This is a genomic window from Nocardia seriolae NBRC 15557, from assembly GCF_007990715.1.
In the GTDB taxonomy this organism is placed as follows: Bacteria; Actinomycetota; Actinomycetes; order Mycobacteriales; family Mycobacteriaceae; genus Nocardia; species Nocardia seriolae.
In genome coordinates, this window is the sequence record NZ_BJWY01000211.1 from 1 (window position 1) to 6,490 (window position 6,490).

The following is a 6,490-nucleotide window of genomic DNA, read 5'->3' on the forward strand; positions in this document are numbered from 1 at the left end:
CGACACTAGATCCCCGGTGATCTTCTCCAGGTACAGGCTGAAGCACTTGTGCCTGATGTAATACTCGCGCAATCCCGAGTTGTACGCCGAAAACGAGGTCGCGGCACCGTCGGCCAGTCCGGAGCGCATGGCGAAGGTGGCATCCTCGCGCATCTGCTGGTCGCCCAGTGGGTCGAGCTTGACGCGGAAGTTCTGATGGCGCAGATAGCGATCGGGGTAATTCGTCGAACGGAACGACACCCAACTCGGGTCGGCGAGCCCGGTCACGATGTCGAAGGTGGCGTCGGCTCGATCGAGATCGGTACTGACCCTGGACAATTCGCCCATGAAGAAGGCGTGCCGCAGGTACATATCGGGGTAATTGATCGATTGCATGGCACGATTCGCGATGGGTGCGGCCCACCCGATGGCGGCGCCGGATCGGGTACCCAAGGCGAGCGCCGCCGCCCCGAATCCGCTCCCGATGAGCAGTGTCCGGCGGGAGACCATGCTCTCGCCGTTGATGTCCGTCGATTGGAGTTCGATACTCATGGAATTTCCACTTATGACGACGCTGTCGCGTCGGCGAATGCCGCTGTCATAGAACATCGCGCACATGTCTGCCAGGCGTCATCCGGGCGTCAATATCCAACTTCGCCAACAGCTCTCCACCCGCTCCCGCGGCTGCTTCGGCCAGCGGGCTGGTGTCCAGTTCGAGGTCCACGGGGCTCGGCAAGGGCGCCTTCGAGTAGAAGGGCACGGTCAGAACATGTTGGTAGCGGGCGTCGTTCGGGTCGCTGTGGACGGTTATCTCGCACGAGTCCCTGTCGATCAGCAGGTACACCGGTATCCGCGTGGCGGCGTCGGCCCGAGGTTTCTCCTGCCGATCGCGGCGTTCGGTGTCCTGATCATCGGAGGTCACCTCGACCACCATCAGCACCGGAGCGGGATCAGCCCATTCACCTTGACCGACGAAGGAATCGGCCCCCCGAGGGCACCGTCCGGCCGAGCCCGCCCCTTCCGAGACCTCTCGACCTTCAACCCTTGTTCGGGCGTGAGAAACAGTTCCGGTCTGGCAACCAGGAAGATCCGAATCAACCACTGAATGATTCGGGCGTGATCCCCGTCCGGCATTGCCTTGGCCCCCAGCTGCCCATCGATGAACTCGAGTCGCACACCCTCCGCAATACGTTCGGCTGCACGGCGGTCATGTCCTAACGCTACGGTGATGGCACCGACCGGCTGATGGAAACCGTCGTCAGCGTTCGACGAGGACCAACGAAAAAAGCTCTCCCTCTGAAGAGGGAGAGCTTTTGTTCACTGTGTCCGGAGGGGGACTTGAACCCCCACGCCCTAATACGGGCACTAGCACCTCAAGCTAGCGCGTCTGCCATTCCGCCACCCGGACCGGTGGTGCTCAGCAAGGTTATCGGATCGGACCGCCTGGACCAAATCGGCCGCTTTCCTGCGGGTTTACCGGGCAAGCGGAGGCGGTGGGAGTGGTTGCCGCCGGGTCGGTTTCCGACCCGGCAGGCCACCCCCCGATCTCAAGCCTTCAACGCCTCCAGCAGCGCGGCGCGCTGCCGGGAACCCAGGCCGCCGATGCGACGGTCGGCGGGAATCTCGGCCTCGTCCATCAGCTTGGCCGCCTTGACCGGGCCGATGCCCGGGAGCGCCTTGATGACGGCCGACACCTTCGTCTTCTTGACCAAGTCCTCTTTGTCGGCGCGCTTGAGGAGTTCGCCCAGGCTCAGCGAGCCCTTCTTGACCTGCGCGATCATCTCCGAGCGCGCCTTACGAACAGCGGCGGCCTTGGCCAGCGCCTCGGAGCGTTGTTCGGGGGTCATGGTGGGCAGAGCCATACGTCCTTACCTTTCACTCGTTCGCTGGTACGTCGCCGACGATTCAACAGGACACCGGCCGTTGCGCAAGTACGACACACCGCGTAGACCTGGCCGACACGTCGAGCGACCGGCGAAATCGGGACACCGGGCACCCGCGACGGGCCGCAGCGGACACCGGTCATCTGACCAGGTGTTTGCTGGAAAGACGTAGCTGGCAAATACGGGACCCAGCAGACGGCATCGGTACTACCGTATGCGCGAAACTTACTCGGCACCTGCGAAAGGCGGGGCAGATGACGGGGTCGTATTCGTATGCCGAGCCGGCCGCGACCGCACCTCCCCTGGCGGACCGATACGACAGCGCAGAGCCGGTGACCTGGAACGGAGCCCAGGTTTACCCTCTGCATTCGGAGGCGATCGGCGTCTCCCCCACCACCGTCCGGCTCACCCTGCGCACAGCCGCCCCGCGCCCCGGGGTGCGCAGCCTCGGCATCGGGCTCGGGGTGGACCGTGGGCACGTGTTGCTGAACGGCCGCCGGCTCAGGGGGGTTGACGTGTGGAGCGACGCCATGACGGGCGGCATCGACCTCGAGGTGTGCCCCACCGACGCCGACGCCGCCATCACCCTGACCCCGGTGTGGGTGGACGATGCCGACGCCATCGTCTCCTGGTCGGGCAACTACGGACTGCTCGTCACCCGCGAACCCACCATGACCGTCCTGCACTGCAGCACCGGCGTCGGCCCGCCCGATTTCGGGGAACTGGTCGTCGAACTCACCCTCGCCGCGACCCCGTCCCCACCCGAACCGCCGACCGAGGCCAGTCGCTACCAGAACGCTCTCTACGAACTCGGCGTGGCCATGCAGAGCCGCGGCGAGGAAGACCAGGCCTGCCAACTATGGACGCAGGCCGCCGAATTCGGTCACCTAGCCGCCGCCTACGACCTCGGCGTGGTCCGCTACCGCCGCGGCGACTACTCCGAAGCCGAGCACTGGTGGCGCACCGCCGCCGCCCACGGCGACCCGCGCGCCATGGCGGGCCTGGCCGAACTACTCACCCGGCGCGGCAATCCCAGCGAGGCCCGTGTGTGGCGTGCCGCCAGCGCCGCCGAATCACCATCACCCGAGGATGGTTGGTGACGTATATCACAGGCTGAGAGGTCGAATCTCCGGGTCCAGCCCGGATTCCCCAACGGCCACGGCCATCTACAGTGGCGGTCGATCGCGGCGGACCCGCCGCACCCGACCCCACGAGGAACGCATGATGAACACCGCGCGATGGACGGCCCTGGCCGCCGCCGCAACCGCCATAGCCCTGCTGACCGGTTGCTCCGACGTCGAGAAGGCCCTCAACAAGGGCGGCGAAACCAAGTGCAGCGACTACCTCGCCCAGGACGCCAATACCCAGCGCATCACCATCACCAAGTTCATCAAGCAACAAACCGGTAGCGACAACGAGCCACCCGGCACCCAGGTCGACCTCTCCATGGCCGCCGTCCAGAGCCTGTGCCAAGTCCAGGCCAACAAGGACACCCAGATCAAGAACGCCAACCTCCTCGGCATCCTCCACTGACCCCAAACCTCCCGCAGCCCACCCCATTTCGCCTGCTCCAGCCCCGATTTCCTTTTCCGCCAACCTCTCCGCTAATCTTGTCCAGCATCACCGGTCCGGGTGGCGGAATGGCAGACGCGCTAGCTTGAGGTGCTAGTGCCCGTATTAGGGCGTGGGGGTTCAAGTCCCCCTCCGGACACCGTGAAGTCCGAATTTCTTTGCTGTCCAAAGGAATTCGGATATTCAGATCCTAAATGCCCTTCTTCTCAATCTGATTTGTCAAGTCGCCCGATCGGTCGGTTGGATGGCTTTATGGGTTCAGGTCGGCTTTTCGGGAAGGCGATCGGCAAGTGCGCCTAGTTCTGCAGGAAGGATGGGGGTGTCCTCTGCTGTCAAATTCGCCTTGCTGGTAGCGGCCTTGGGGTCGCCGTAGCATTCGCCGAAAACAACGGCTCTGTCGCACTTTCGGCGGTGACAAGGAGCTGAAGGTTCCATGATGTTGCGGTGCGCGGGGTGAATATGCCTGCCAACGTGGCATTTTCAGGGTTGTCGCCGCTGGTGGTGGAGGACGTGATCGAGGACGGCAACCGGATCGTGGTGCAGGCTCGAACACCCGCACGATCGGCGGCGTGTCCGCGCTGCGGAGCGCGGTCCTCGCGGGTGCACGGCTACCACGACCGAACCGTCGCCCGCGTTCCATTCGATGGCAGGCCCGTGACGGTGCGGGTGCAGATTCGGCGACTTATGTGCCTGACACCGCAGTGCTGCACCACTTTTCGTGAACAAGTTCCCGGAGTTCTGGAACGGTATCAGCGCCGCACGACGCGCCTGACCGGCCAGGTGCGGTCGGTCGTGCGGGAGTTGGCCGGCCGCGCCGGTGCCCGGCTGCTGTCGGCTCTGTCGGTGCGCATGTCGCGGCATAGCGCTATCCGGGCGCTGCTGCGGATCCCGTTGCCACTACGCGTGATCCAGAAGGCGGTGGGAGTCGACGATTTCGCGTTGCGCCGCTGCCACCGCTACGCCACCGTCATCATCGACGCCGGTACCCATCAGCGCTTGGACGTGCTGCCCGACCGTCGTTCCGACACCCTGGCGGCCTGGCTGGCGAGGCACCCTGGTGTGGAAGTCGTGGTGCGCGACGGTTCGGCCGCGAATGCCGAGGCCGTGCGCACCAGTCTTCCCGACGCGACACAGGCCTCGGACCGGTGGTATCTAGGGCACGGGCTGGCCGCGGTGGTCGGTGCCGCGGTGGTCGCCCACAGTGGCTGCTGGGCACAAGCCGGGCCGAAGCGGCAACAACTGACCCGCGAACACACCACCCTGCAACGCTGGCATACCGTGCACGAACTGCTGGACCAGGGCGTCGGGCTGCTGGACTGCTCACGCCGACTCGGCGTGTCGCGCAACACCGTCAAACGCTACCGCCGGATGTCCGAAACGGACCGGCTGTGCCGACCACCGCAATATTCCTTCCCCGAAACGGCTCACCAACTGGATCATGAGCCGCCCCGACGACCTGCCCGACACTCACCGCCGCCAGCTCCCCGAACTGCTGGCTGCCTGTCCCGAGATGACCACGCTGGCCACGCTGGTGGGTGAGTTCGCGCAGCTCATGGCCAAACGTCGCAGCAGCGAGCTGGACTGCTGGATCAAGCAGGTCCGTGCGGCCGGGCTGCACGAGTTCGGGCCTTTCCTTACCGGTCTCGACCAGGACCACGACGCCGCGGTCGCCGGACTCCGTCACCACCGGACCGGAAGTGAGCCAGAGCCGTTATCTGGACAGACCCGGGTGCCGTCGCGGTCAGCGGGGGTGTTCCGAAGGTTGGGTGTATGTGGCCACCAACTCGATCAAGCCGTCGGGACTGGGTGCGGCTCCATCGACAGTGACAGCGGGTGTGTCGCTGCGCATCGGCTCTGGGTTCTCGGCCCCAACTCGTGCCGAGGCCGCGATCTCATCCAGGGTCCGCGGCGGCTCACCGTAGACGATGGGGTTCGTCGGGTCTTGCAAGGGTTCGTCGACCATGATCGCCTCCCCGCGAGGGTTGTATCCGGTAGTCATGTCCGGTTCGGTCCGCTACCAGCGGAGCGGCAGAACAGACCTGGACCGACTACGACGAACATCAGCGCCGCGATGATCGATCGCCAGCGTTTCAACAGCGTTCTCCCCTCCTCCCGGACGATGTCAGCGTTGCACTCTCAATGCAGTGATCGAATCGAAATACTTGCTCAGGGTGCCGGTGGCAGCGATCCACCGTTGGCGCGGACAGTGAACGGGTCGTGATCGACCACTCTGTTCACGGCGTAGAAGGCACCCAGTTGGGCGCCGCCAGTTCTGTTGTCCGTGGAGTCGATCATGCACACGCTGTAGCCCGTGGGGTCGTTGCTGGCCCCAAGGTCTGGGACATGGCAGCCGGGGTTGAAGGTCCGGCCTGGTCCGCCTGATAGCGCGGCGCCTTCGGCGCTGGTGGAGCCCGTCGCGGTATCCGGTCAGTCGGTTCCGACCGCCTCGCGCAGCGCGCGAAATTCCACCGCGAGAGTGTCGAGGGTGTAGTGGGCGTTGAGCCCGCTGGGGTTGGGCAGCACCCAGATCGACGTGTCGCCGACCTTCTCGGGTTGCGGGCCGACGCTGGTCTTCGGCCGGCCGAAGGCGGTGCGATAGGCGCCGATACCCAGTATCGCCAGCACTCGCGGCTGGTACCGGGTGACCCGCTCGACCAGGGCGCGACCGCCGACGCGTAGCTCGTCGGCGGTCAGTTCATCGGCTCTGGCGGTCGTACGCGGAGCGACGTTGGTGATCCCGAGGCCAAGCTCGAGCAATGTCTCCTGCTCCTCGGGCCGCAACTGCCGCGGGGTGAAGCCGGACCGATACAGCGTCGGCCAGAACCGATTCCCCGGCCGCGCGAAATGCCGCCCGGTGGCGCCGGACCACAATCCCGGATTGATCCCGCAGAACAACACCCGTAACCCCGGCCCGATCACATCGGGAATCGTCTTGTCCTGCGCCGCGGCCATTTCCGCGGCCGATGGTCGAGTCGACGAACCAGCACCCATGGCCCCAGTTTGCCGCATCATCGCGGGTGGTATCCGGCTACGCCGCGGCGGTTGTGGCCTAATAC

At 65.3% G+C, this 6,490-nt stretch carries 8 protein-coding genes and 2 tRNA genes; 4 read left to right on the forward strand and 6 right to left on the reverse strand.

All coding sequences use genetic code 11. From position 1 onward, the window contains the following. From NS2_RS34725 to mihF, 4 genes are all read right to left on the reverse strand, one after another. The coding region (locus tag NS2_RS34725; RefSeq protein WP_052087090.1) for an AbfB domain-containing protein at positions 1–531 on the reverse strand (531 nt) is incomplete at its 3' end. A 46-nt stretch (positions 532–577) separates the two neighbouring features. Further along, complete coding sequence (locus tag NS2_RS37020; RefSeq protein ID WP_250637721.1) at positions 578–913, reverse strand: Uma2 family endonuclease; 336 nt, start codon at positions 911–913, stop codon at positions 578–580. A 389-nt stretch (positions 914–1,302) separates the two neighbouring features. Then, a tRNA-Leu gene (locus NS2_RS34735) sits at positions 1,303–1,387 on the reverse strand. Between the two features lie 139 nt (positions 1,388–1,526). Then, on the reverse strand, positions 1,527–1,841 hold the full coding sequence (mihF, locus tag NS2_RS34740; RefSeq protein WP_033091590.1) for an integration host factor, actinobacterial type: 315 nt from the start codon (positions 1,839–1,841) through the stop codon (positions 1,527–1,529). 275 nt (positions 1,842–2,116) lie between these two features. On the opposite strand from mihF, the gene NS2_RS34745 reads away from it, so the two are divergent. The 4 genes from NS2_RS34745 (at position 2,117) to NS2_RS34760 (ending at position 4,973) form a co-directional block, all read left to right on the forward strand. After that, positions 2,117–2,962, forward strand: a complete 846-nt coding sequence (locus NS2_RS34745; protein WP_033091591.1) for a tetratricopeptide repeat protein — start codon at positions 2,117–2,119, stop codon at positions 2,960–2,962. Between the two features lie 124 nt (positions 2,963–3,086). Beyond that, positions 3,087–3,395 (forward strand): hypothetical protein, encoded by a 309-nt coding sequence (locus NS2_RS34750; RefSeq protein ID WP_306455125.1) that lies wholly within the window; start codon positions 3,087–3,089, stop codon positions 3,393–3,395. 93 nt (positions 3,396–3,488) lie between these two features. Then, positions 3,489–3,573: transfer RNA gene (locus NS2_RS34755), tRNA-Leu, on the forward strand. A 305-nt stretch (positions 3,574–3,878) separates the two neighbouring features. Continuing rightward, on the forward strand, positions 3,879–4,973 hold the full coding sequence (locus NS2_RS34760) for an ISL3 family transposase (RefSeq protein WP_106852378.1): 1,095 nt from the start codon (positions 3,879–3,881) through the stop codon (positions 4,971–4,973). Between the two features lie 202 nt (positions 4,974–5,175). Here NS2_RS34760 and NS2_RS37030 read toward each other — a convergent pair whose 3' ends face one another. Together NS2_RS37030 and mug are read right to left on the reverse strand one after the other, a co-directional pair. Further along, positions 5,176–5,397 (reverse strand): hypothetical protein, encoded by a 222-nt coding sequence (locus NS2_RS37030; RefSeq protein ID WP_143161329.1) that lies wholly within the window; start codon positions 5,395–5,397, stop codon positions 5,176–5,178. A 464-nt stretch (positions 5,398–5,861) separates the two neighbouring features. Continuing rightward, positions 5,862–6,425 (reverse strand): G/U mismatch-specific DNA glycosylase, encoded by a 564-nt coding sequence (mug, locus tag NS2_RS34770; protein WP_033091593.1) that lies wholly within the window; start codon positions 6,423–6,425, stop codon positions 5,862–5,864. Positions 6,426–6,490 lie beyond the last annotated feature (65 nt).